At 68.9% G+C, this 22038-nt stretch carries 22 protein-coding genes and 1 pseudogene; 8 read left to right on the forward strand and 15 right to left on the reverse strand.

What is annotated here, in order from left to right:
* Window positions 1–133: 133 nt before the first annotated feature.
* From ACWD3H_RS43335 to ACWD3H_RS43345, 3 genes are all read right to left on the reverse strand, one after another.
* On the reverse strand, window positions 134–1885 hold the full coding sequence (locus tag ACWD3H_RS43335) for a papain-like cysteine protease family protein (RefSeq protein ID WP_451959162.1): 1752 nt from the start codon (window positions 1883–1885) through the stop codon (window positions 134–136).
* Between the two features lie 114 nt (window positions 1886–1999).
* The gene (locus ACWD3H_RS43340; RefSeq protein WP_451959163.1) at window positions 2000–2269 is read right to left on the reverse strand and encodes a hypothetical protein; all 270 of its coding nucleotides are present in this window, start codon (window positions 2267–2269) and stop codon (window positions 2000–2002) included.
* 342 nt (window positions 2270–2611) lie between these two features.
* Window positions 2612–2767, reverse strand: coding sequence for a hypothetical protein (locus ACWD3H_RS43345; protein ID WP_451959164.1), 156 nt, complete (start codon window positions 2765–2767; stop codon window positions 2612–2614).
* 17 nt (window positions 2768–2784) lie between these two features.
* On the opposite strand from ACWD3H_RS43345, the gene ACWD3H_RS43350 reads away from it, so the two are divergent.
* Window positions 2785–3009 carry a DUF4158 domain-containing protein gene (locus tag ACWD3H_RS43350; protein WP_451959165.1) on the forward strand — a complete coding sequence of 75 codons (225 nt, stop codon included), beginning with the start codon at window positions 2785–2787 and terminating at the stop codon, window positions 3007–3009.
* On the opposite strand, the gene ACWD3H_RS43355 is transcribed toward ACWD3H_RS43350, so the two are convergent.
* Together ACWD3H_RS43355 and ACWD3H_RS43360 are read right to left on the reverse strand one after the other, a co-directional pair.
* Entirely contained in the window at window positions 2909–3682 is a 774-nt protein-coding gene (locus ACWD3H_RS43355; RefSeq protein ID WP_451959166.1) for a response regulator, read from the reverse strand. The two genes, ACWD3H_RS43350 and ACWD3H_RS43355, sit on opposite strands and share 101 nt — an antisense overlap.
* Window positions 3682–4935 carry a sensor histidine kinase gene (locus ACWD3H_RS43360; protein ID WP_451959167.1) on the reverse strand — a complete coding sequence of 418 codons (1254 nt, stop codon included), beginning with the start codon at window positions 4933–4935 and terminating at the stop codon, window positions 3682–3684. The genes ACWD3H_RS43355 and ACWD3H_RS43360 overlap by 1 nt, the downstream gene beginning before the upstream one ends.
* Window positions 4936–5221: 286 nt before the next feature.
* On the opposite strand from ACWD3H_RS43360, the gene ACWD3H_RS43365 reads away from it, so the two are divergent.
* The gene (locus ACWD3H_RS43365; protein ID WP_451959168.1) at window positions 5222–6727 is read left to right on the forward strand and encodes a S41 family peptidase; all 1506 of its coding nucleotides are present in this window, start codon (window positions 5222–5224) and stop codon (window positions 6725–6727) included.
* Here ACWD3H_RS43365 and ACWD3H_RS43370 read toward each other — a convergent pair.
* The 3 genes from ACWD3H_RS43370 to ACWD3H_RS43380 form a co-directional block, all read right to left on the reverse strand.
* Entirely contained in the window at window positions 6724–6924 is a 201-nt protein-coding gene (locus ACWD3H_RS43370) for a hypothetical protein (RefSeq protein WP_451959169.1), read from the reverse strand. The two genes, ACWD3H_RS43365 and ACWD3H_RS43370, sit on opposite strands and share 4 nt — an antisense overlap.
* Window positions 6925–7258: 334 nt before the next feature.
* Complete coding sequence (locus ACWD3H_RS43375) at window positions 7259–8095, reverse strand: MBL fold metallo-hydrolase (RefSeq protein WP_451959170.1); 837 nt, start codon at window positions 8093–8095, stop codon at window positions 7259–7261.
* Window positions 8089–8685, reverse strand: a complete 597-nt coding sequence (locus tag ACWD3H_RS43380; protein WP_451959171.1) for a dihydrofolate reductase family protein — start codon at window positions 8683–8685, stop codon at window positions 8089–8091. Before ACWD3H_RS43380 ends, ACWD3H_RS43375 begins: the two co-directional genes overlap by 7 nt.
* 74 nt (window positions 8686–8759) lie before the next feature.
* On the opposite strand from ACWD3H_RS43380, the gene ACWD3H_RS43385 reads away from it, so the two are divergent.
* The 4 genes from ACWD3H_RS43385 to ACWD3H_RS43400 all read left to right on the forward strand — a co-directional run bounded on the left by ACWD3H_RS43385 (window position 8760) and on the right by ACWD3H_RS43400 (window position 11373).
* Window positions 8760–9257: a winged helix-turn-helix transcriptional regulator gene (locus tag ACWD3H_RS43385; protein WP_355552522.1), complete on the forward strand. Its 498-nt coding sequence runs from the start codon at window positions 8760–8762 to the stop codon at window positions 9255–9257.
* A gap of 507 nt (window positions 9258–9764) precedes the next feature.
* Window positions 9765–10196, forward strand: coding sequence for a hypothetical protein (locus ACWD3H_RS43390; RefSeq protein WP_451959172.1), 432 nt, complete (start codon window positions 9765–9767; stop codon window positions 10194–10196).
* On the forward strand, window positions 10190–10423 hold the full coding sequence (locus ACWD3H_RS43395) for a helix-turn-helix domain-containing protein (protein ID WP_433381358.1): 234 nt from the start codon (window positions 10190–10192) through the stop codon (window positions 10421–10423). Before ACWD3H_RS43390 ends, ACWD3H_RS43395 begins: the two co-directional genes overlap by 7 nt.
* Window positions 10420–11373 carry an NAD(P)-dependent alcohol dehydrogenase gene (locus ACWD3H_RS43400; protein WP_451959173.1) on the forward strand — a complete coding sequence of 318 codons (954 nt, stop codon included), beginning with the start codon at window positions 10420–10422 and terminating at the stop codon, window positions 11371–11373. The genes ACWD3H_RS43395 and ACWD3H_RS43400 overlap by 4 nt, the downstream gene beginning before the upstream one ends.
* A 1047-nt stretch (window positions 11374–12420) precedes the next feature.
* On the opposite strand, the gene ACWD3H_RS43405 is transcribed toward ACWD3H_RS43400, so the two are convergent.
* Window positions 12421–13005, reverse strand: coding sequence for an MFS transporter (locus tag ACWD3H_RS43405; RefSeq protein WP_451959174.1), 585 nt, complete (start codon window positions 13003–13005; stop codon window positions 12421–12423).
* A gap of 124 nt (window positions 13006–13129) precedes the next feature.
* On the opposite strand from ACWD3H_RS43405, the pseudogene ACWD3H_RS43410 reads away from it, so the two are divergent.
* Window positions 13130–13696 (forward strand): annotated as a pseudogene (locus ACWD3H_RS43410) (transposase); the annotation flags it as partial.
* Between the two features lie 148 nt (window positions 13697–13844).
* A complete protein-coding gene (locus ACWD3H_RS43415; protein ID WP_451959175.1) occupies window positions 13845–14807 on the forward strand; it encodes a LysR family transcriptional regulator in 963 nt (320 codons plus the stop codon).
* Here the strand turns inward: ACWD3H_RS43415 and ACWD3H_RS43420 are convergent.
* From ACWD3H_RS43420 to ACWD3H_RS43445, 6 genes are all read right to left on the reverse strand, one after another.
* Window positions 14794–15642, reverse strand: a complete 849-nt coding sequence (locus ACWD3H_RS43420; protein ID WP_451959176.1) for an alpha/beta fold hydrolase — start codon at window positions 15640–15642, stop codon at window positions 14794–14796. The genes ACWD3H_RS43415 and ACWD3H_RS43420 overlap by 14 nt on opposite strands.
* Before the next feature lie 121 nt (window positions 15643–15763).
* The gene (locus ACWD3H_RS43425; RefSeq protein ID WP_451959177.1) at window positions 15764–16552 is read right to left on the reverse strand and encodes an ATP-binding cassette domain-containing protein; all 789 of its coding nucleotides are present in this window, start codon (window positions 16550–16552) and stop codon (window positions 15764–15766) included.
* Window positions 16549–17583: an ABC transporter ATP-binding protein gene (locus ACWD3H_RS43430; RefSeq protein ID WP_451959178.1), complete on the reverse strand. Its 1035-nt coding sequence runs from the start codon at window positions 17581–17583 to the stop codon at window positions 16549–16551. The genes ACWD3H_RS43425 and ACWD3H_RS43430 overlap by 4 nt, the downstream gene beginning before the upstream one ends.
* Complete coding sequence (locus ACWD3H_RS43435; RefSeq protein WP_355552501.1) at window positions 17576–18562, reverse strand: ABC transporter permease; 987 nt, start codon at window positions 18560–18562, stop codon at window positions 17576–17578. The genes ACWD3H_RS43430 and ACWD3H_RS43435 overlap by 8 nt, the downstream gene beginning before the upstream one ends.
* Window positions 18559–19488 (reverse strand): ABC transporter permease, encoded by a 930-nt coding sequence (locus ACWD3H_RS43440; protein ID WP_451959179.1) that lies wholly within the window; start codon window positions 19486–19488, stop codon window positions 18559–18561. Before ACWD3H_RS43440 ends, ACWD3H_RS43435 begins: the two co-directional genes overlap by 4 nt.
* On the reverse strand, window positions 19475–21178 hold the full coding sequence (locus tag ACWD3H_RS43445; protein ID WP_451959180.1) for an ABC transporter substrate-binding protein: 1704 nt from the start codon (window positions 21176–21178) through the stop codon (window positions 19475–19477). Before ACWD3H_RS43445 ends, ACWD3H_RS43440 begins: the two co-directional genes overlap by 14 nt.
* Between the last annotated feature and the right edge of the window lie 860 nt (window positions 21179–22038).

Genomic DNA, 22038 nt, shown 5'->3' on the forward strand with positions numbered 1-22038 from the left:
TGCTGACCGCGGTGACCAGGCTCTCGCGGGCCGCCTCGATCTCGGCGACGTGCTCTTTGACCGTCTCCACGTTGGGCGCGCGGGGTCTCTCCTGCCACAGAAGCCTGGTTCTGTGACCCCTACCTGGAGGGGCTCAAATAGTCGTGTCGGACGGGGTGGCCGTTGCGGCGATTTTGAAGACGGTTCCTTCGAGGAGGTGTTTCGGGCCGTCGGCGGCCGCCCAAGGGGTGGCGGCGTGCCACATCTCCAGGAGCGAGGTGCTGGCCTTGATGGCGTCGCGGGCGCCGAGGAGTGAGTTGAAGGAGGAGGGGTCGGTCACCCTGACGGTGGCGGTGGGGGTGTCGTACTTTTCGTGGAGCTTGTGGTCCTGGCCTCGGTAGCAGTGGAAGTTCTCGACGTCGCCGAAGCGGCCGTAGGTGCCCGGGGTGAATTCGTCGGTCTTGCCGGGGAGCAGGTCGCCGGGGTTGAGCAGGACGCGGCGGACGTGGCCGCGCGCATAGGAGTCCTGGAGCAGGTGGAGGAGGGATCCGATGGCCCGGCGGGGCAGGTCGAGCGACGTGCAGGCAGTGTCGTGGGTGAGGAGGGTCTGCAGGGTGTCGGACCCGCGCGGCAGGGACGCAGCGGTGAAGAAGTCCGCCAGCGTGGTCGAATAGGCCGTTCCGTCGGCCGCCGTCACGTGTGAGGCGATCGGGACGGCGTCGAGGCGGTCGGCCCCGGTCACGCCCTCGCCGATGGACAGCCGGTACATGACCTCGGCCCAGAGCATGATCTTGGCCAGGGTGTCTTCTGGCCGTTCGCCGACGGTCTCGGCCATGGCGTGAAGGAACTGCAGGTCGAAGTAGTGTGATCGCCCCGTCAGGTTGGTCACGTTGTTCACGACGGCCTTGCCCGCCAGGGTGAAGGCGAAGAGCCAGGAGGCGCCGGTGCTGAACTTCCAGTTGTCGGTTCGGTCCTCGTCGAACAGCAGCACGGCCGGGTCGTCGTTCCACAGGACGCCGCGCAGGAACTCGTTGACGGCCTGATCGGGTCCCGGGCGCGGCCGGGACGGGACCGGGACGGTGGAACCGAGCAGTGCGGCGAGAGTGACCGTCTCGTGGACGGGCTCGTTCTTGTTGAACGGTCCCTCGATCAGGTACCCCTCGGGTTTGGGTTTGGGGATCGGCTCCAGGAAGCGCACAACTTGGGGGCGCAGAGCCTGGCCCTTCGCCTCTTCCCGGGCTATGTCCTCGTAGCCGCGGACGAACTCCGCGAACGTCAGCGTCTCCTCGGTGCCCGTGTTCGGGTCGATCAGGGTGAAGTCGGTGCCGACCCCGTCCGGGGTTCCGGTGCCGCTGATCCGGATCAGCACCCACGCGTGCGGCGAAAACAGCTGCCCCGGACCGGCGTCCCGGGTCATCCACAGCGGGCCATAGGTCTTCAGCCAGTCGACGTATTGCTCAAGCCGGTAGGAGGCCGCCGGTTCGGCGACCATTCGGCTGCGCAGCACGAAGTCGTCCTTGTCCTCGGTGTACAGGCCGGTGTCGTCGGTGTAGAGCTGCCGGTACTTCTCCCCGGCGGCGCCGACCGCGTCCTCGACGGAGATCGCCCCCTGTTTCCTCCAGCCGATGAGCATCGCCGCGGAGACGGCCCAGCAGTCGTTCTGCCGGGTCTGCCTCAGGTGGGGCACCATGGTCGCCTCGGCGAGCACCTTCGACGACGCCGTACCGCGGATGGTCACCGATTCGCTGTTGCCCGAGCTGTCGAGGCGGCTGGCGGTGACGTCCTTGAGGTGCTGCCGATCGACTTCCGGCAGACCGCCGAACTGATCACCGCGGCCGCCGAGGCCACCACCCGCTGGCTGAACGGCGATCCAGCCCGGCGTCTCGAACCGGCCCCGGCCGCCCACCGCCGCCCATCCCGGCCACCACGACCCGCCACCTCGCCCTCGCCGGGTCCCACCGCGTCGTGAACCGTCCGACCTGGTGAGCCGGGCCCATGGCCGGGACGCGGGCACGGACGTTCATTTTCTTCGCGACACCTCCTCCGACATGATCGCCGTGGCGACATCGCGGGGATAGGCGGCCCGCCCGCGCAGGAGGAGGACGGCGTTCGCCGCCAACGGCACCAGCATGATCAAGAACGTGTACTGCACCCCGTGGGCGCTCCTCGGCTCACCTGCGCCCAGGGCGTCGGCCAAGAGCCCGAAACCGACCGGGGCGGTGGCCTCCGCGCCCATCCGCAGGAACGTGCGAATGCTCTCCGCACGCCCCCAGAGCCGGAAGTGGACCACGTCGAGACGTGCGGCATCCAGCGGAGGGTTGGCCGCCCGTCCTCGCGGACGAACAACGGCTCACCCGGAGCGCGGCCCTCCAGCAGGGCGCGGACCCGGGGCGGCACCGGGGTGCGGTCGGTCTTGGGGGTGCCGTTAAGAAACGTGCCACCAGGTTAGACAGAGAGGGCTGCGCGAGCGAGCACCACAGATCATCGAACCGAGCCGCGTACTCCTCCAACAGACCCGGTGCCGGTGGACACGGACGTCGTGCGGTTGTCATCACGACCACCCCGAACGGCAGGATTTGTCCTCCTGCCACCGGCTTACCGCGGCATCAGTCCCATGTCAACAAACCACCGATTAGGTGATGCTGGGCGGGCATGAAAAGGCCACCCGCTGCACATCGACGAACTCGTCGAGCACTGGACGATCCTGGACGAGGAACGCGACCTCATCGCCGGAAAGCGCGGCGCCACACGGCTCGCCTTCGCGATCTTGCTGGAGTTCTACACGCACCGCGAGGACGCTCTGAGGTGCCTGACGAGGCAGTCGAGCACGTGGCCAAGCAGGTCAAGGTGCCCGCTTCGGAGCTTGGGCTGTACAAGTGGTCCGGCTCGACGATCGAGTACCACCGCAGCCAGATCCGCAAGCATCTGTTCAACCGCCGACGCCACCAAGGTCGCGGTATGGCCGGCCAAGAATGTCACGCGCGCCGAGCGGCGAGGCGCGCATCCCGGCGGGCGCGGCTTCCGGGATGAGGGAAAGACCGGAGCGAGGTATGACAAGGCCGCTCTCGTAGGCGAAGACGATCGCCTGAGCACGGTCCCGCAGATCGAGTTTGGTCAGGATGCGACCGATGTGCGTCTTGACGGTCTGTTCGGCGACGACGAGTGCGGCGGCGATCTCAGTGTTGGACAGACCCCGAGCGATGTGGAGGAGCACTTCGGCCTCACGCTCGGTCAGCCTCCCCGTCCGGGAGGGTGAGCTGGGCAGCGCGGGCCGGCACCGGACGACCTCCTCGATGAGGCGCCGGGTCACCGAAGGCGCCAGCAGCGCGTCCCCCGCCGCCACCACCCGCACCGCCGAGATCAGGTCACCGGGTGGCGCCTCCTTGAGCAGGAAGCCGCTGGCGCCCGCGCGCAGCGCCTCGTACACGTAGTCGTCCACATCGAAGGTGGTGAGCATCAACACGCGCGGCCGGTGCTCTCTCGGAGGAGGGGTAAGGATCAGCCGGGCCGCCCGAAGTCCGTCCAGCCCAGGCATCCGGACGTCCATGAGGACAACGTCGGGGCACAGCCTTCGGGTCTGGGCTACGGCCTGCTCACCGTCGGCCGCGTCACCGACGACCTCGATGTCCCACTCGGCGGCCAGTAACGCGCCGAAGCCCGCTCGGACCATGGCGTGGTCGTCGGCGATGAGCACCCGAATCATCACATGTCACCGTCTTTCGGCTCGGCCGGCACCAGGGGGAGGGTCAGCTCGACCCGGAACCCACCCCCTGGTGCGGGCCCTGCCAGTAGGACACCGCCCAGCATGGCGGCCCGCTCTCGCATCCCGACCAGCCCGTGCCCGGTGGCGGTCGGCTCGATGGGCGTGCGTCTCCCGTCCGCCGGGAGCGCGTTCTCCACCACGACCCGCAGCCCGGTCCCGTTCCCCGTGATCATCACAGCCGTGGCGGCGCCCGGTGCGTGCCGTATCACGTTACTGAGCGACTCCTGCACGATCCGGTAGAGCGACAGCTCCACTCCCGGCGGCACGCGCGCGGGCAGGCCGCTCACCGTCAGGTCGACCGGGGTGCCGGCCCGCCTGGTGACCTCCGCAAGCTCGCCCACCTGGTCCAGCCCCGGCAACGGAGCGCGCCTCGGCACCGCGTCGTCGCTGCGCAGCACGCCCAGCAGCCGCCTCATCTCGGCCAGTGACTGCCGGGCCGCCGCCCCGATGGAGTCAAACTCCTGTTCAGCCCGGGCCGGCACCCCGCCGAGCCGACGCGCTGCGCTGGAGGCCTGTACGGCGATCACGGACATGTGGTGCGCCACCACGTCGTGCATCTCACGGGCGATTCGGGCACGTTCCTCCAACAGCTCGCGCCGGGCCCGTTCCACCGCGCTGACCTGTTCCTGCTCCGTGACTCGCGCCTGGGCTCGGCGGCGCCAGCGCAGGTTGTCACCGGCGATCAGCGGCACCGGCACGATGACCGCCGCCAACTGCAGCACCACAGCCAGGCCCATCTCCGGCGGCCTCGACACCAACGACATGTCCACCAAGACGCCGAGCAGGGTCAGCCCCCAGACGGCCGCCAGCATCCATCTCGGCTGGCGCTGCGCCAGCGCGAACAGCACGATCAGATAGGCCGCCATGGGTATCGGAAGCCATGGCCAGGGGTTGTTCGCCCGCGGTGGTGAGACTAGCAGCGGGGTGATCAGCATCCCGAGGTAGATCATCCACCAGGCGGTCATCGGCCGGTGCCGGCAGATCGCCACCGGGGCCGCGCAGGCCGCGCCGAGCACCACCGTCAGCTCGGCCGGCGCGTCGTAGACGGTGGCGAGCATCCCCACGTTCATCGCGAACATGAAGCAGGCCACCATCCAGGACGCGGCGGCCGGCACTCTCGTCAGCCGGAGGGTGGGCCGGGCGGCGGCCGGGGCCGCGGTGTCGGTCGCGTCCGGGGTGAGGTCGCGCAGCATCCCACCACGTTAGCCCGCGCTCCCCGCAGGGGGGATCCGCCCTGCAGCCGATCTTCGGCTTCCCTCCCCGGTATGACCCGCGGGTCGACTGGCCCCCAGGTATGAGGTCGTCAGCGGAGGACGGCGAGCACGGCAGGCACACGAGCCGCCCGTTGACGACGGCTACCTCGGATCGGCCACCCGATCCGGGGTAGCCGATGATCGTTTCGTGATACCGGCGGCTCACCCCGAGGTTGGCTCCGTGGTGTGACGCCCGCCGCGGGAGCCACTGCCTAGCGTCGAATCCGTGAACGACAACGGAAACACGAAGAGCAGAAGAACCTTCGGGCGGCTGGCCGCCGTACTGACCGCGCTGGGCGTCGCCGTCGCCGGGCAGGCCGCGGCGACGGCCGAAGGCGCTGCCGCCTCGACAGGACGGAAAACGCTGGACGGGGTCTGGCGGGCCGACGGCTACAGCACGATCTTCAGGATCGACCAGGGGCAGCTCACCTCTTTCGACACAACGGCGATCAGTTGCCTTCAAGGGCTGCTCGCGGCGAAACAGACAGCGGAAACGCGCGACTCGGCGTCCTTCACCGCGGATAAGGGCTTCCGGCAGCTCACCATCCACGCGCAGGGGCCCGGCCGGGCGCGGCTGCGGTATCTGGGCGGCGCGGGAGCCATCGAACTGCGGAGACTCCCCGGCCTTCCCGGGGCCTGCGCCACATCCACCCCCAGCGACCCGGTGAAGGTGTTCGACATCTTCTGGGCGACCTTCGCCGAGAACTACCCGTTCTTCGCCGCCAAGGGTATCGACTGGCAGGCCGTTCGGAACCGGTATCGACCCAGGGTCGGTCCCGGCACCGGGGAGGCGGAGCTGTTCGCCGTACTGCGGGACATTCTCAAGGAGCTCGGCGACGCGCACACCGCCCTCCTCGCGGGTGAGAACCAGTTCTCCAGACCACTGCGACCGGGCACCAGGCAGCTGGAGGGGGCACCGGCCTTCCTGGCCTTCAACAAACGGGTCCAGGAGTTCATCGAAAAGCACGACACCGGCAAGCCCCTGAAGACGTGGGGGCAAGGAGTGATCGGTTACGCCGATCTACCGGATGGGCTGGGTTACCTGCGGCTGGGCGCGTTCGACGGTTACGCCGCAGGCGGGTTCACCCGCAATTCGGCTGAGCTGAACCGTGCGCTCGATGAGATCTTCACCAGGGCGCGCACCTCGGGTCCCAACAGGTTGCGCGGCCTCATCCTCGATGTCCGGGTCAACCTGGGCGGCTACGACGCACTCGGCCTGCAACTCGCCTCCAGGCTCACCGGCAAGCCCTACCCGGCCTACGCCAAACAGGCCCTCAACGTTCCGGGCGACCCGCCCGGGTTCACCCGGGCCCAGCGGCTGCGGGTACGGCCGGCCACCGCACCGACGTACACGGGTCCCATCGCTCTGCTCACCAGCAGCCTGACCATCAGCGCGGGAGAGACCTTCACCCAGGCCATGATGGAGCGCGCTCCCAGGCCCGAGCGGATCGGGGAGAATACCCAGGGGGCCTTCTCCGACTTCCTGTGGCGGACGCTGCCCAACGGGTGGAGTTTCGCGCTGCCCAACGAGCGCTTCCTGACCCGGACCGGGACCGCCTTCGATGTGACCGGTATTCCGCCGCACCTCGCCACTCCCGGCGTCTTCAGTGACAAGGAACTGAACGGCGGCCATGACGCCGCCTTCGATAAAGCCCTCTCCTACCTCCGGCACCAAGGCCGGGCCCACCTTCGCCCCGGACAGATCCGCCACCCGGCTCGAACGGTCCGCTAACGATCGTCGTCCCAGAAGAGGGCGGTCATCCGCCAGCCCTCTGGCATGCGCAGGAAGTGGATGCTCTTCGTCCCCGCTCCGGTGAACGGCTTGCCGCTGTGAACGCCGCTCTTCCGGTAGCGACACAGCCGTTGCGCGGCATCGCCGAAGATCTCCGTCCGCTCCCAGGTCTCCTCCTCGGCGAACTCGGCGAACATTCGACGCGCTGGATGCCGCGCTCGTCCACCGCCCAGTCGACGATCCGCTCAGCGGCGCGGGTGATCAAGGGGTCCAGCACTGGTATGCCGGAAAACTGCCACGCCGCAGTAAACCCCGGATTTACTGCGGTGGTGGACTTGTTCACCTTCCGCACCATCGCCGCCGGAGTGAAGGTCTCCGTCGGCGTCGCCCACAAGACCCTCGCAGACGCCCAGCTCGCCGCCGCAGAGAGCAACCCCCGCTGACCAGCCCGACCACCCTGGAGAACGTCGTGCCGCTGCCCCAGATCCCGACCGGCGACCCACGCGTACTGGCTGTGTCGCACACCGATCGCTAGCCGGGCGTCCCGTCGCGCTCGCTTCTTCGGGCGAGGCTCCGTGCTTGCCCTGCGTGTATGTCGCTTACCCATTCCCAGCCGGGCTTAGCCGATGGGCCGAGCCGCGGGTCATCGGGAGCATGGCCGTCACGCAAGGCATGCACGTACGCGCGGTCAAGTTCGATCCGTGCGCGTACCTGATCAGCTCCGCCGGCAGACCCGTGACCGGGGACGAGGACATCAACGTCGCCCGCCACGCCCTCGAGCAGCCGCAGCCCAACAAGGTACTCCTCGATCGGGTCATTGGTGCTGTTCAAGTCGTCGAGCATCGGAATCAGGACATCAGAAAGCATGTCGCCGGCGACGAGAACCCCGCGCTCCTCGATCAACAGCGCCGCATGGCCCGGGGCATGAGCCGGATGCTCAATAATCCGGACTTGAGGGCCATCCCAAGGAATCCGCGCAGTTCCGGCAGGCAAACCGGTAATGAGGCCGAACAGGTCCAGCGGTATCTCCTCAGCGATTTCCGGCGGCAACCCCTCGGCGACGCGGGCCTTCCAGCCCGCGTTCGACCGCAGATCTCGCATATAAGCCGCACAGCGGGCTGTACCGTAACGGGGCGCTTCGCCGAGCTCAGCGTGCCAGAGCACGTGATCCCAATCAGGATGCGTCGAGAAGCCTGCCACAACGGGCTGGCCCAACTCGCGAAGGTCGTTCGCGAGGCAGGCCATTTCGGAGCCTTGTATCCCGGGGTCGATGAGCAACACGCCGACCCGGCCTTGCACGACAACGGTGTTGTTCTGGAGCAACTCGCTCTGATGGACCAGCACACCCTCCGCGACCTGCCTCAGCACGAGCTCGCCTCCTTTACATCCCGGATGGCGTAGCGATGCATCGTGACGCCCTGCTTGAACGATCGCTGCTCGAGCAGGTCGAGCTCGATCGGCACGTCGTAGTCGTCGAACAGCGGCCTGCCGAAGCCGAGGATTTCCGGGTGGGTGAAGAGCAGCAGCTCGTCGAGCAGCCCCGCCCGGAGAAGCTGCGTCGCGAGCGCCGCGCCGCCCACACTGATGCTGCCGTCGGTCCCGGCCCGCAGGGCGGCGAGTTGCTCGATCGCGTCGTCTCCGCCGATGATCTGGGTGTTGTGATCGGCGCTGTGGCGGGTGCGGGAGACAAGCACCTTGGGCTTGGCGGTCCAGATCTCGCCGTATTCACGCATGAAGTCCGGCAGTGACGCGTCCTCGCACGCCCGTGGCCAGTACTCCTCCATGACCTCGTAGTAGACCCGTCCCTGGACCATGAGCGCGAGCGCCTGCGTCAGCGCGTTGCACTCGCGGTGCAGTTCCTCGTGGATACGCAGCCACTCGCCAGCACCGTTGTCCCCAGGAACTTGCTCGATCCGCAGGTCGAGGGACACCTGCATCGAATAAACGAAGCGGCCCATCAGCTCCTCTTCTCAAGAGTGATTGTATTCTGCAACTACTATAGGTAGGACGAAATACCTGTCAAGGAGGAATCGTGGAACCACGGTCCGGGTGTCCGATCAATGCCGCTGTCGAGGTGCTCGGAGATCGCTGGTCGTTGCTCGTGCTTCGCGACGTCATCTTCGGCGACCGCCGCTACTTTCGGGTGCTGCTCACCGGGTCGATCGAGGGCATCGCTTCGAACATCCTCGCCGACCGCCTTGTGCGGCTCGTCGAGGCAGGGATCCTCACCCGCGGCACCGCAGCGCGGGGGCAGCGCGCTCGCTACAGCCTCACTGAAGCTGGTATCCAGACTCTTCCGATCATCTACGCCGTCGGCAACTGGGGCCTCGACTGGCGCCCGGGCAGCGACGAGCTCCGGAGCCGGCAGCAGCTCATGCGCGATGAGGGTCCGGCGTTCATCGAGGAGCTCATGGACGAGCTTCGCGTCCGCCACCTCGGCGCCCCGCCGAAGCCACACGACGGTCCAGGCCCGTTCGAGCGTCTCGACGCCGCCTACGCCGCGGCCGCCGAGCAAGAACACGCCGATTAACGGTGACGGAACGGCCCCGCCCTGACCTTCTTGGGCTCCGGTAGCCTGCCGTCACCGCGCACAAGACGTCGCCGCCATGGGACAGACACACTGCCTGCCCGACGTCGGATGACTCCGCAACGCCCAGAGCCGTTTTGAACCCGGACCTTGCCGGATCCCCTGGTTGCTGAGAGCTGCTCAAGCCCGCCGACCGGCGCGGGCTGACTCCGCTGTTCTGGCAGCATGTCCAGCCCTACGGCGAGGTGCGGCTGGACGCGGCCAAGCGTCTGCCACTGGGCGGCGAGGGTGCCGCCCGGCGGCGCGAACCGGAGTAGCCCGGATCCTGCGGCTCTTCCGATGAGGGCGGGCTGGTGCGACCTGCGCCGTCCGGCCGACTGTGGACGTTTTGCAGCAACACCGCGCCGGGCGCTATGGCGTCGCCGGTCGTGCGTGTAAATAAACTTTGACATGGTGTCCGGGACGCTTTACATTGATTGATGTCAGCTTTGTTTTACATGAGGAGCGGGCATGGCCTTCGAGGAAAAGCGCGCCTGGGTGATGATCGTGGTCTCCGTCGGCGCGTACACGATCTACGTGGTGACCATCCTGGGCCGGGCCGGCGAAGGCCCGCTCGCCGACGTCGCCTACGTGGGAACTCTGCTGTGGACCATCGGTGGCGCCATCGTCGCCGCGATCGTGGCCCACATCGCGATGGCTATCGCGGGCGGCCACGGCGCCGACCGCACTGACGAGCGCGACCGTGAGATCAACCAGGTCAGTGAGCGCATCGGGCAGTCGATCCTCGTCATCGGCGCGCTCGCCGTACTGGTCATGGCCATCGCCGAGCTGCGCCACTTCTGGATCGCCAACGCCGTCTACCTGGCGTTCGTGCTGTCCTCGGTGCTCAGCTCGTTTGCCAAGATCATGGCGTACCGCAAGGGCGGCTTCCAGACGTGGTGAAGCCGACGCAGGTCACCAACGCGATCCGGGCCCTGCGGTTCGCGCACGACGAGATGACCCAGGCCGAGCTGGCCGACCGGGTCGGCGTCACCCGCCAGACCATCATCGCGATCGAACAGGGTCGCTACTCCCCCTCGCTGGAGATGGCGTTCCGTATCGCCCGGGTGTTCCGGGTCGGACTCGACGACGTCTTCCAGTACCCCGACACCGAAGGAGACCCCTCATGAGGGCGATCGTCCAGAACGAGTACGGCCCGCCGCACATGCTGAGCCTCGGCGAGGTCCCGATCCCGACGCCCGGCGCCGACGATGTGCTGATCCGGGTACACGCGGCCGGCGTCGACTACGGCGTGTGGCACATCATGACCGGGCTGCCGCTCATCGGCCGCCTCGGCTTCGGCCTGCGCCGGCCCCGCAACCGCGTGCCGGGCATGGACGTGGCCGGCGTCGTGGAGTCCGTCGGCGCCAACGTGACCGCGTTCCGCCCCGGCGACGAGGTGTACGGCGCGGCGACCGGCGCGTACGCGCAGTTCGCGCTCGCCCGCCCGGGCAAGCTCGCCCGCAAGCCCGCCAACCTGAGCTTCACCGAAGCGGCGGCCGTACCCGTGTCAGGGGTGACCGCGTTGCGGGCCGTCGGCCAGGTCACCGCCGGCGAGAAGGTGCTGGTCATCGGCGCCGGCGGCGGAGTGGGCAGCTTCGCGACGCAACTCGCGGTCGCCGGCGGCGCCCACGTCACCGCCGTGTGCAGCACAGCCAAGGCCGGCCTCGTCCGGTCACTGGGCGCCCAGGCCGTCATCGACTACACGCGCGAGCCGCTCACCGGGACATACGATCTGATCATCGACATCGCGGGCATCCGGCCGCTGGCCATGCTGCGCGGGCTGCTCACCGAGCGCGGCCGGCTCGCCATCGTCGGCGGCGAGGGCGGCGGTCGGTGGTTCGGCGGGCTCGGCCGGCTGCTGGCCGTCCGGCTGATCACCCCGTTCACGCGCCAGCGCCTGGAGGCGCGGATCGCGCTGACCCGCACCGCCGACCTGGACGCGCTGCGCGACCTCATCGAGGCCGGGACCGTGCGACCGGCCGTCGGGCGCACGTACTCCCTGGCGGAGGCCTCCACCGCGGTGGGTGACCTGGCGGCGGGCAACGCGCCCGGAAAGCTCGTCATCACGGTTGAGTGACCCCGGGGCGCCGGGATCGATGTCCTGCGGCGAGTCTTGGCAGAGGTGCATCCGATGACGGTCGACAGCCCCGAGGTGACGGCCGATAGTTGGTCGCGAGGGCGCCGGGAACGCACCGATTGGTAGATGTACGACTGGGCCAACAGCGCCTTCTCGACGACCGTCATCTCCGTGTTCCTGGGGCCGTACCCCTCGCCTCCGCCCGCCGCTTCCGCCATCTGCCGGCCGACCGCTTCGAAGAGGTCATCCCCACCCGGACCATCTGGCGCAACACCCCACCGGCCTTCGTCCTCCACGCCCGCAGGCCACGCCCATAGCCTCGCTGTCGTCGACACACTTGGCTCACCGATCCGCAGCGAGTGCCCCGCTAGACCCCGAATCCACTCGTGAGCTCATGTACGTGATAAGGGACCGTTAACGTCACGGTGCCGTTGACCAGCAGCGGCGTGAAGACGGCAGCCGCGCGACTCGGGCACGTTATCCGGTACATGCTCAGACCAGTCCGGCCGGACATGGTGGCGATGGCCTGCGGGGATGTAGTGGCGCGGTGTGTTACTGGCGTACTCCGGCCGCCCCCCTCAGAAGTCGCGACCGTCTCCGCTTCCGAGAACACGATCGGGGTTGGCTGAGTAAGGTCAGCCCACGGTCCAGCGCGGCGCCTCCCCGGCGCCGTCGACCGGGTGCCCGCCTCCCGGCTCAGCGCGGCGCCCCGGCCGCCGACCGCGATCAGTTGCCCTGATTGCCTATCTTGCTGCCGGGATCCCTGCGGGTTCAGCGCCAATGAACGTGCGCACGGGGGAACCCACGGACTTTGTCGATATACCCTGTGAGCTGTGCCGCAGGGGCAAGTCAGACATGGCCACTAACTTGCTCTGGGAAATCCGGGTCTTTGGCAACGAAAAACCCGTGGCGTCGGTGTTGCGCCGGGAGCTGCGCGCCGCCGCTGCCTCACGCTGACTGTGACCGCGAGAAGCGGCAACGTTTGTTCGCTTGGGAGCTGCCGACCCACGACAAGCGCATGAGCTGTCCGGAGTCGTTGGTCCCGGCCTACAAAAGCGTGGGGCGCTCCGAGTCCTGATGTGGGGGCCGCTCGGCCGGCACCTCAGCCCTTGATGAACCGCCCTGGTGCCGCGAACGCATGATCATGAGGTGGAGCGCCGGAATCGCGCCGAGGACGCCGATGGCCGCGGCCGTGAGGAGCATCGCGCCCAGGCCGTCCAGCTGGTAGGGGACGCCGAGGACGGCCACGCCCGCGGCGATCCCGATCTGCTTGGCCGTGTTGGCGATGCCCGCCGCCACGCCTGCACGTTCGGCGGGCGCAGACGCCAGCGCCGTTCGGCCGGTGACAAGGTTGCCGATCCCGATGCTCGTCCCGCCGGCCACGAATCCGGGCACCATCGCGGGCCAGGAGTGGAGCTGGTAGGTGGCGGCCGGCAGGAGCGAGGAGGCGGCGGCCAGTGCCGGTCCGGCCGCGACCAGCAGGGCGGAGGGGAGCCGGTGCATGATTCGTCCGAGCAGCATCGGCGCGGCCAGGGCGGGCACGCTGAAGGTGAGGAACCACAGGCCCGCCTGGGCGGTGCGGATGCGCACCGCGACCCTGTACAAGGTACTCGCGGCTCTGATGGTGCTCATGGCCGTCGCCCTGGTGCTCACCCACACCACCGCTCTGGGCTCGATGACACTGCCCGCCCCGGTGCAGGCGGTCGCGGGGATCGCGGCCGGGTTCGGCATCGGCGTGGTCGCCGCCATCATGGGCGTGACCTCCGACTGCCACGCCGGGCTGCGCGACGCGATCGCCTCCACTTTGCCGGGCGCATCCTGACAGAGGCGTCGAACCCACTACGCGCGAAACTTGATCACGCGCGTTCCGAAGTCGGCCCAGCCATGGGTGGCCACCATGCTGCGCACCATCTTCGAGCAGCCTGACGCCGAGTCGGTCTATGGCCGGCATCGTCATGTCGTGCAGGCGCTGGAGGCCAAGCACCCGAAGGCGGCCGAGCATCTGGACGAGGCCCGCGAGGACATCTTGGCCTTCGCCGCCTTCCCCAAAGCCGTCTGGCGTCAGACGTGGAGCAACAACCCTCAGGAGCGCCTGAACAAGGAGATCAGGAGGCGGACCGACGTCGTCGGCATCTTCCCCAACCGCGACTCGATCATCCGGCTCGTCGGCGCGGTGCCGGCCGAGCAGAACGACGAGTGGACCGAACAGCGCCGCTACATGGGGCTGGAGGTCCTCGCCGAGTGTCGCAAGAACACCGGTTCACCCGATTCCAAAAATAAGACAAATGATGCTAAAGTGACTATTGAGGCGATTGCTTCCTAATAGTCACCGATTACGGATGGCCTTCTCAAACACCACCTCCCTGGGCGCGGCCGCGTCCGGAAGCGCCGCAAGCATCGGGGTCCCCAGGTCCCGCCTCGCGGATGCCCCCACCGCGACGGACGCCCGGCCGACTCGCGACGGAGCCCGCGTGCCCACGATCGACCCCCGACGTCTCCTCGTCCTCCGTGCCTTCGTGCTGTCCGACTCGGTCACCGCGACCGCGGCGGCGCTGCACCTGACGCCGTCCGCGGTGTCGCAGCAACTCGCGGCGCTCGAGCGCGAGGTCGGCCACACGCTCGTCGTACGCACGGGGCGCAAGCTGGCACTCACGCCGGCCGGGCGCATCCTTGCCGGGCACGCCGAGGAGATCAACTCCCGGCTGAAGATCGCCGAGGCCGACCTGGCCGCGCACGCGGGTGGTGTCCTCGGGCAGCTCCGGATCGGCGCCTTCCCCACGGCGATCAGCTGGTTGGTGGCACCTGCCATCGTCGAGCTGCGCCGCCAGGCGCCGGGCGTCGACGTCACGGTCGTCGACGCGGAGGCGCACATGAGCCACCGGATGCTGATGCGCGGCGATATCGACGTGACCGTCAGCCTGGAGTACGAGTCCGACCCCGAGCGCGACTCCCCCGACATCGTGAAGTTCCCGCTCTACATCGAGCGGTTCAAGGCCGTCCTCCCCCACGCGCACCCGCTGGCCGGCGAGGAGGGCATCGGGCTCACCCAGCTCACCGAGGAGGGTTGGATCATGCCCTCGCCCGGTAACCCGTGCCGCACGATGGTGCTGCAGGCGTGCGCCGAGCTCGGCTTCCACCCGCCGATCAGCCACGTCTCGGACGACTACCGCGCCGCGCTGGCGCTGGTCGCCGCCGAGGCGGGGATCTGCCTGGTGCCGGAGTCTGCGCTCTCCGCCCGCGACGCCGACTGGGTGACGATCCTGCCGACGCGCGGCATCGCACCGCTACGCAAGGTGATCATGACGACGCGGCGCGACAACCAGGGCCACCCCGTCGTACGCGCGGGGCTGGAGGCGATGCGGGCCGCTGTCGCCGAGCCGGACTCGGAGATCTACGGCCCGCTCGCGCGGTCCGACACCTTCAGCGTCGAGTGACGGCTCCGGCCGACGGCGCGTTCTCGCGGAGGAAGGCGTCGACGTGCCGGTGGTACTCGTCCGGCTTGTCGCGGCGCACGCAGTGGTGGGCGCCCTCGATCACGACGACGTCGAAGCCGGGCGCGACGGCCGTGAGGCGCTCACGGGAGTGCTTGTCGACGATGACGTCGCCGGTGCCGGTGACGAGCAGCGCCGGTACGCCGGCCGGGCCGACCGTGATCTGCCGCGCGGTCGGCGTCCAGATCCGGCGCTTCTCGTGGACCCGCTGCTCCATGTAGTCGATGTTGACGGCCTTCATCGCCTCGGCGAGCGGGCGCAGCTCCTGCTCCGCCCAGTGGGGCTTGAGCTCGCGCTGCATGTCCATGAGCTCCTCGACCGACGCCGTGTCGGCGTAGTCGAAGGGGTCCTTGGCGGTCTGCTCGACGCTGAGCCACGGGTTGGGACCGGCCTCCGGCACCCACCACGGCGGGTCCTCGAGCACGACGCCGGCCACGAGGTGCGGGGCGTCGGCGGCGACGAAGGCGGCGATCCGCGCGCCCATGGAGTGCCCGACGACGAGCGTCTTGCGCCTGGTCTCGTCGAGCATGTCCTTGAGGATGTCGATCGCGTCCTGCACCATCACGTCGGTGGACGGAACGCCCTCGTGCTCGGGCAGGCGGCTGGGCGACTTCCCATGGCCCCGGGCGTCCGGCGCCACGATGTGGTAGTCGCCGCACCAGCGGTCGACGGCGTCGCCGTAGCACGCGCCGGACTCCACGGCGCCGTGCAGGATGAGGATGGCGGGCGCATCTGCTGCGTCCCGCCCGTACTCTCGGACGAACAGGTCGGTTCCCACGTGTCCTCATTCAGTACTCTGTCGCGCCGGCCTCCGGCCGGCTCACGACGGGGTGGTCGTTCGGTGAGTCATGGTCATGATCGTGGCACGCCTGGCCGACGTCGCGCAACGCTCCCGCAGGTCAGGCCGGCAGCTCCGCCTCCGGTGTCGCCTCGACCAGCGCGCGCGTGCAGGGGTGCTGCGGGGAGCGGAAGATCTCGTCGGACGGGCCGGTCTCGACGATGCGGCCGCGCTGCATGACGGCGACGCGGTCGCTGTAGAGCCGGATCACCGCCAGGTCGTGGCTGACGTGGAGGAACGAGATCCCCTGGTCGCGCTGCAGGTCGGCCAGCAGGTTGAGGATCTGGGCACGCACCGACACGTCGAGCGCCGAGGTCGGCTCGTCCGCGATGATCAGGTCCGGCTTGAGGGCGAGCGCGCGCGCCACGGCGACGCGCTGGAGCTGCCCGCCGGACGCCTCGTGCGGGTAGCGCCCCAGGTAGTCGGCGCCGAGGCCGACCGACTCCAGCAGCGCGACCAGCTCGGCGGTCGACGTCGTCTCGCCGTGCGCACGGAAGACGTTCTCCAGTGTCTGCCGCACGGTCTGCAGCGGGTTCAGCGACGCCAACGGGTCCTGGAAGACCATGGCGACGTTGCGCCGCAGCCGCCGCAGTCCTCGCCGACTGAGGCAGGCGACGTCCTGCCCGTCCGTACGGACGGTGCCGGACGTCGGCACCACCAGGCCGTTGGCCATCCGCGCCAGCGTGGACTTGCCCGAGCCGGACTCGCCGACCAGGCCGAGCGCCTCGCCCCGCTCGACGTGGAGCGAGACGCCGTCGACGGCGAGGAAGCCCTTGCGCCCGCGGCCGAAGCCACCGGCGGTGCGGTAGCGCTTGCTGACGTCGGTCATCTCCAGGATCGGCTCGCTCACCGGGCGACCTCCTGCAGTGCGGGGAGACGATCGAGGTGGCAGGCCGCAAGGTGCAGGCCGCCGCCCTCGCTGGTCGGGCGGACGGTGGGCAGCGGTGCCTCGACGACACAGCGCTCGCCGACCTGGTCCGCGAGGCCGCAGCGCGGCGCGAAGGCGCAACCCGGTCCGGCGTCGCGCAGCGACGTGGGCACGCCGGGGATGGCGCGGAGCCGGGTCCGCTCACCTCCAGTGTCGAGTCGGGCGTCCAGCCGCGGCGTGGCCGCGCGGAGACCGGCGGTGTACGGGTGGGCGGGCTGATCGAAGATGTCGCGGAGGCTGCCGTACTCGGCCTGGCGGCCGGCGTACAGCACGAGGACGTCGTCCGCCGCGCTCCCCACCACCCCGAAGTCGTGGCTGATCAGGAGCATCGCCATGCCGTACTCCTGCTGGAGCTCGCGGAGCAGGGCCAGGATCTGCGCCTGCACCGTCACGTCGAGCGCGGTGGTCGGCTCGTCGGCGATGAGGAGCGCCGGCCGGTTCACCAGGGCCATAGCGATCACCGCGCGTTGCCGCATGCCGCCGGAGAACTCGTGTGGGAAGCGGCATACGGCGTCCGCGGGCTCGGGGATGCCGACCCGGTCGAGCATCTCGACCGCACGGGCCCGCGCAGCGCGGCGGGTGACCGACGGGTCGTGCAGGCGGACCGCCTGGGCGATGTGCGCGCCGATGTCGAGGTACGGGCTGAGCGCGGACATCGAGTCCTGGAACACCATGGCCACGTCGGAGCCGCGGGCCCGGCGCAGCTCGCGCTCGTCGGCGGAGAGCATCTCCCGGCCGGCGACGACGATCCGGCCCCGGGCGCTCGCCCCGCGCGGCAGCAGCCGCATGATCGCCCGGCCGGTGATCGTCTTGCCCGACCCCGACTCGCCGACCACGGCGAGCGTGCGGCCGCCGTCCAGCCTCACGGAGAGGTCCCGGACGACATCGGCGGTGACGCCGCCGCTGGTGAACGAGACGCACAGGTCCTCGACCTGGAGTACGGGGTCAGGCACGGCGGATCCTCGGATCGAGAAGCGGCATCAGCAGGTCGGCGATCAGGTTGCCGACGATGATGAGGAAGGCGGAGAAGAGCGTCACCCCGACGACGATGCTCAGGTCGGACTCGTTCACGCCGGACAGCAGCAGGTCGCCGAGCCCGTGCAGGCTGAACACCTTCTCCGCGATCACCGACCCGCCCAGGAGCGCGGTGACGTCGAGCGCGAACATCGCCACGACCGGCACCATCACGCCGCGGACGGCGTGCCGGTTCACCTGCCGGGTCGACGCGCCGCGCGCGGTCATCGCGACGAGGTGGTCGGCCGAGAGCTCGTTGAGGAGCTGGGTGCGGGTGACCCGGATGTAGCCGGCGGCGAGGATGAACGACAGCACCATCCACGGGCCGATCAGGTGCCAGGCCCAGTCCGTCGGTGACTCCGAGAACGACACGAAGCCGGAGTACGGCAGCGCGTTGAGCATGAAGCCGAAGACCTGGACGACGAGCAGGCCGACGAGGAAGGTCGGCACCGACAGCCCGAACATCGCGAAGCCGGTCGAGAACCGGTCGACGATCCCGCCCTTGCGTATCGCCGACAACGCGCCGAGGCCGATGCCCACGACGAGGCACAGGACGGCCGCGCCGACCGCGAGCGACAACGTGACGGGCAGCCGCTCGGCGATGAGCGTCGTGACGTCGCTGCGGTTCGGGAATGAGTAGCCGAAGCAGGGTGCGTGGCAGTGCACCTGCTGGGCGCCCTCGCCGTACGTACGGCCGACGAAGAGGCCCTTCACGAACTCGGTGTACTGCCACACCGCGCTCTGGTCGGTCTGCATGTAGGCGCTGACCTTGGCCCGGGTCTCGGGCGGGCACGGCTTGCCGCACATGGCGCGGGCCGGGTCCTTCGAGGCCCCGAAGAAGAGGGATATCGTCACGAAGGCGATCGCGAGGAGCATGAACACCGCGGTGACTATGCGGCGGGCGATGTAGACGATCATGCAGCATCCTCCGTGCGCACGTCGAGGACGTCGCGGAGCGCGTCACCGGCGAGCGTGGCGCCGAATACGATCAGGAACACCACGGCGCCCGGGAAGAGCATGTACCAGACGTCCGCACCGCTGTAGATCCACGGCAGCGAGTCCGAGAGCAGCTTGCCGAGGTCGGGGACGTCGCCACGCAGGCCGACGCCGAGGAACGACAGTCCCGCGACGACGCTGACGTTGCCGGGCAGTGACATCGCGAACAGGACGACGACCAGGCCGAAGAGGTGCGGCAGCATCTCGCGGCGGATGATCTGCCAGGGCGGAGCCCCGGTCGCGCGCGCCGCCTCGACGAAGGCGCGGGCGTTGATGGCGCCGGCCTGGGCGCCGATGATCCGGGCCGGGACGGTCCAGCCGAAGAAGGCCAGTACCAGCACGAGGACCAGGCCCCGCGGCATCTCCGGCGGCACGATCGCCATGATCGCGATGACGAACATCAGGCCCGGGAAGCCGAACATGAAGTCGATCACCCGCCCCGCGACGGCGTTGAGCCAGCCGCCGAAGTACCCAATCGCCGTACCGAGGACGGCGGCGAAGGCGATCGACAGGATGCTCGCCCCGAACGCGATGAACAGCGACGAGCGGATGCCGTAGACGATCTGGGCGAACAGGTCGACGCCCGTCACCGGGACGACGCCGAGCCAGTGGTCGGCGCTGACGCCACCGAAGACGCCCAGCGGACGGCCGCCGTCCGGGTCGAGCAGGTCGGTGTGCAAGGTGCTCGGGTCCTGTCCCTCGATCCACACGAGCAGCGGGGCGCAGAGCCCCGCGACGAGCGGCACGACCAGCATGACCAGGCCGGCGACGCCGGACCGTTTCCGGAGGAAGCGGCCGAGGACCGGCGTACCCCGGCCCTCCGCCTGCTGGATCTCAGCGATCGACACCGACGACCAGCTCATTCGCGAACGGCGGGTAGGCGGGGATGAAGTAGTTCAGGATCTTCGAACCGGCCAGGGCCTGCGTGCGCTGCACGAGGATCGGCACGACCGGGGCGTCCTCCATGATCTGCTTGTCGATCGCGGCCCACATCTTGGCGGCCTTGTCGAGGTCCGGCTCCGCGCTCGCGGCGTCGATCGCGGCGTCCACCTCGGGGTTGGAGAACTTCGAGGCGTTGCCGCCGCCGTTGTCGATCTCGCTCGACGCGAACAGCGGCTGGATGGTGCTCATGCCGCTCGGGAAGTCCGCTCCCCAGCCGTTCGTCGTCATGTCGTAGTCACCGTCGGCGGACGAGACGAGCTCGTACCAGGTGTCGCCGTCGAGGCCCTTGAGCTCGACCTTGACGCCGACCCGCGCCAGCGAGTTCTTGATGCTCTGGGCTTCCTTCTCCTCGATCGCACTCACGTCGGTCGGGTAGGTCAGCGTGAGCTTCAGGTCGGAGACGCCGGCGTCGGCGAGCAGCTCCTTCGCCTTGTCGACGTTGCCGGTGTCACCGCCGTCGTACAGGTTGTACTCGGTGTAGCCGGGGATGCCGGGCGTCATGATGGTCGAGGTGATCTGGCCGCCGAACTTCGGGCCGCCGTACACGCTCTGCACTTCGGCCTTGTTGATCGCGTAGTTGATCGCCTGCCGCACGCGGACGTCGGAGAGGCCCGGGCGCTTGACGTTCATGGCGAGGTAGCGGAAGTAGCCCGACGGGCTGTTGGCCATGCGGTCGGAGATCGACGGGTCGGACTCGATCCGCTGGAACTGCGACGGCGAGATGAGCGCGTTGCTGATCGCGGTCTCGTCCTCGCCCTTGTCGTCGATGAGGCGCTGCACGATCGTGTCGTTGTTCAGGCCCATGTCGAGGACGATCTTGTCCGGGCCGGCGAACCGTGCCTGGTCGGTGTCGGCCTTCCAGTTCGGGTTGCGCTCCAGCACCGCCTGCGAGCCCTTGCGGAAGCTCGTCACCTGGTACGGGCCGCTGGCGACCGGGTGCTCGCCGTACGTCTCCGGCTCGGTGTCGGCCGCAGCCGGCACCGGCGCGAAGGCCGGCATGCTGACGATCCACGGCCAGTTGCCGAACGGACGCGTCAGGTGGAAGACGATCTTGTGGTCGTCGACGACCTCGATGGAGTCGAGCTCCTTGCCGTCGTACGGGCCGTCGTAGTCGGTGCCGCCGACCAGCAGCGTCTTGTGGTAGCCAAGGCCACCCTGGAACATCGGCGCGAACGACCGCTCGATGCCGTACTTCACGTCCTGCGCGGTAATCGGGCTGCCGTCGGAGAACTTCAGGCCCTTCTGCAGCGTGAAGGTCCACGTCTTGCCGCCGTCGCCCGTCGTACCGGTGTCGGTGGCGAGGTCCGGCACGAGGATCGTGTCCTTGTCCGGGAGCGTCCGCCACGACGTCAGCCCGCGGTGCACCCACCGCAGCCGGCTGGTCGGCACCATCTGCGCGTTGGCGGTCTCGAAGGACTCGGTCGCGCGCCGCGAGAGGTAGTGCAGGGTCCCGCCCTGGGGCACGGACTCGAGCGCCGTCGTGTTCTTCTCCTTCGTCGGCTCGGTGGACTGCGAGTTCGCGTTGCAGCCCGCCATCACGAGGGCCAGGACGAGCGCGAGCCCTGCGGGCACCACTCTCCGGGATCGATTCGCCATAGATCGCGCTTCCTGTGAGGCGGCCCCGATCGGTCGGGTCCGCTGCTTGGATCTCAGGAAGGGAGTCTGTTGGCGGGCGAGAGCGCGCGTCCATCGAGGAGTTCTGCAGGGAACCTTTCAGAAAATCTGAAAGATCGCGGAGATCTGCGCGCGCAGCGTCCACGATAGCCCGGCGGTCCCGGTGGCTGGAAGACCGCGGCGCACATCCGCGGGCGGGACCTAGCGTTCGCCCCATGACGCCGATCTCCCCCGCCGACAACACCCGTATCAACGCCCTGTACGGGGTCCCGGTAGCAATGAAGAAATTTCCAACGAAGTTGCCGCTGACCTGCGGTGATGTGTCTCCTCCCCCGGCCCGGAGCGTGGCCGCTGCCTGCCGCCGGTCCAGTCGGCCGCGCACCGGCCGAAGGGCCCTCCGGGGACGAGCCGGGAGGGTGAGGAAGGTCGGCGGGAAGGCCGGGCCGTTCGAACCCACCGGCTTCTACGAAGCAAGTTAGAACACAAGTCGGACTTACCGATCCGAGGGCGGGCCGTCGGTGTCGGCGAGGAGGGCCAGGAGGACGAGGAGCCCCGTCCGGCGACGCCTTCGGGCCGAGGGGCGAGAAGTGGTGCGAACCGTGATCACAGAAGACCAGCACCACGAAGGAGAGGACGACGACACGACGAAGAGAGCACGAACACCAACGAGACCACGAACGACAGAGCACAGCGGATCAGCAGGCCAACCAGCGACACCACCAACAGCAGGATCAACCAGCAGTGCTAAGACATCCGATCTGCGTAGAGTGTCAAGCTCCCGGCTCTGACGAATAGCGTCAAGATCGTTTTCTGGAATGATGGAGGGATGTCTCGACCGCGAA

Source organism: Streptosporangium sp. NPDC002607 (assembly GCF_053592655.1).

Coding starts and splice junctions, on each gene's coding strand:
- ACWD3H_RS43355 (WP_451959166.1), bottom strand. CDS start 3,682: ATGATTCGGGTGCTCATCGCCGACGACCACGCCATGGTCCGAGCGGGC.
- ACWD3H_RS43360 (WP_451959167.1), bottom strand. CDS start 4,935: ATGCTGCGCGACCTCACCCCGGACGCGACCGACACCGCGGCCCCGGCC.
- ACWD3H_RS43370 (WP_451959169.1), bottom strand. CDS start 6,924: ATGTTCGCCGAGTTCGCCGAGGAGGAGACCTGGGAGCGGACGGAGATC.
- ACWD3H_RS43380 (WP_451959171.1), bottom strand. CDS start 8,685: ATGGGCCGCTTCGTTTATTCGATGCAGGTGTCCCTCGACCTGCGGATC.
- ACWD3H_RS43390 (WP_451959172.1), top strand. CDS start 9,765: ATGGCCTTCGAGGAAAAGCGCGCCTGGGTGATGATCGTGGTCTCCGTC.
- ACWD3H_RS43400 (WP_451959173.1), top strand. CDS start 10,420: ATGAGGGCGATCGTCCAGAACGAGTACGGCCCGCCGCACATGCTGAGC.
- ACWD3H_RS43405 (WP_451959174.1), bottom strand. CDS start 13,005: ATGAGCACCATCAGAGCCGCGAGTACCTTGTACAGGGTCGCGGTGCGC.
- ACWD3H_RS43435 (WP_355552501.1), bottom strand. CDS start 18,562: ATGATCGTCTACATCGCCCGCCGCATAGTCACCGCGGTGTTCATGCTC.
- ACWD3H_RS43445 (WP_451959180.1), bottom strand. CDS start 21,178: ATGGCGAATCGATCCCGGAGAGTGGTGCCCGCAGGGCTCGCGCTCGTC.